The sequence below is a fragment of the Nonomuraea lactucae genome, assembly GCF_003313395.1.
In the GTDB taxonomy this organism is placed as follows: domain Bacteria; phylum Actinomycetota; class Actinomycetes; order Streptosporangiales; family Streptosporangiaceae; genus Nonomuraea; species Nonomuraea lactucae.
Genome location: NZ_QNFZ01000310.1, coordinates 1 through 550, shown reverse-complemented (window position 1 = coordinate 550; position 550 = coordinate 1). Strand labels below are relative to the sequence as shown.

Here is a 550-nt window from a genome sequence, read left to right as displayed (position 1 = left end):
CGTGCGATGGGGCCTCCACCCCGGGGACGGGCACGGCGGGACGCGGCGGACGCGCCGCGTCCCGCCGTGACGCCCGCCCGCTCCACATGCGGCCTCCACATGCGGCCGCCGCCTACGTGACCACCGTCGCAATTGTGGGAAAACCAACTGTGAGCGTCGGGCCGCGGGGAGGTGCTCCTTGACCATCGAGATGGTCACACCGGACGGTAGGAAGCTCGCAGTAGAAGACAGGGGGAACCCCGAGGGCACGCCGGTCTTCCTGCTCCACGGCACGCCGGGCAGCAGGTTCGGGCCGTCGCCCAGGGCCGGGGTGCTCTACCGGCTGGGCATCCGGCTGATCACCTTCGACCGGCCCGGCTACGGCCACTCCGACCGGAGGCGGGGCCGTTCGGTGTCCGACGTGGCCTCCGACGTGGCCGCGATAGCGGGGGCGCTCGGCATCGGCTCGTTCGCGGTGGTCGGGCGTTCGGGCGGGGCGCCGCACGCGCTCGCCTGCGCGGCGCTGCTCCCGGGCCTGGTCACCCGGGCCGCCGCGCTGGTCGGGCTGGCG

General features: G+C 74.9%; 1 protein-coding gene. It reads left to right on the top strand.

Annotated elements, in window-relative coordinates; translation table 11 throughout:
- Positions 1 to 178: 178 nt before the first annotated feature.
- The coding region (locus DQW85_RS21650) for an alpha/beta fold hydrolase (protein ID WP_162795186.1) at positions 179 to 550 on the top strand (372 nt) is incomplete at its 3' end.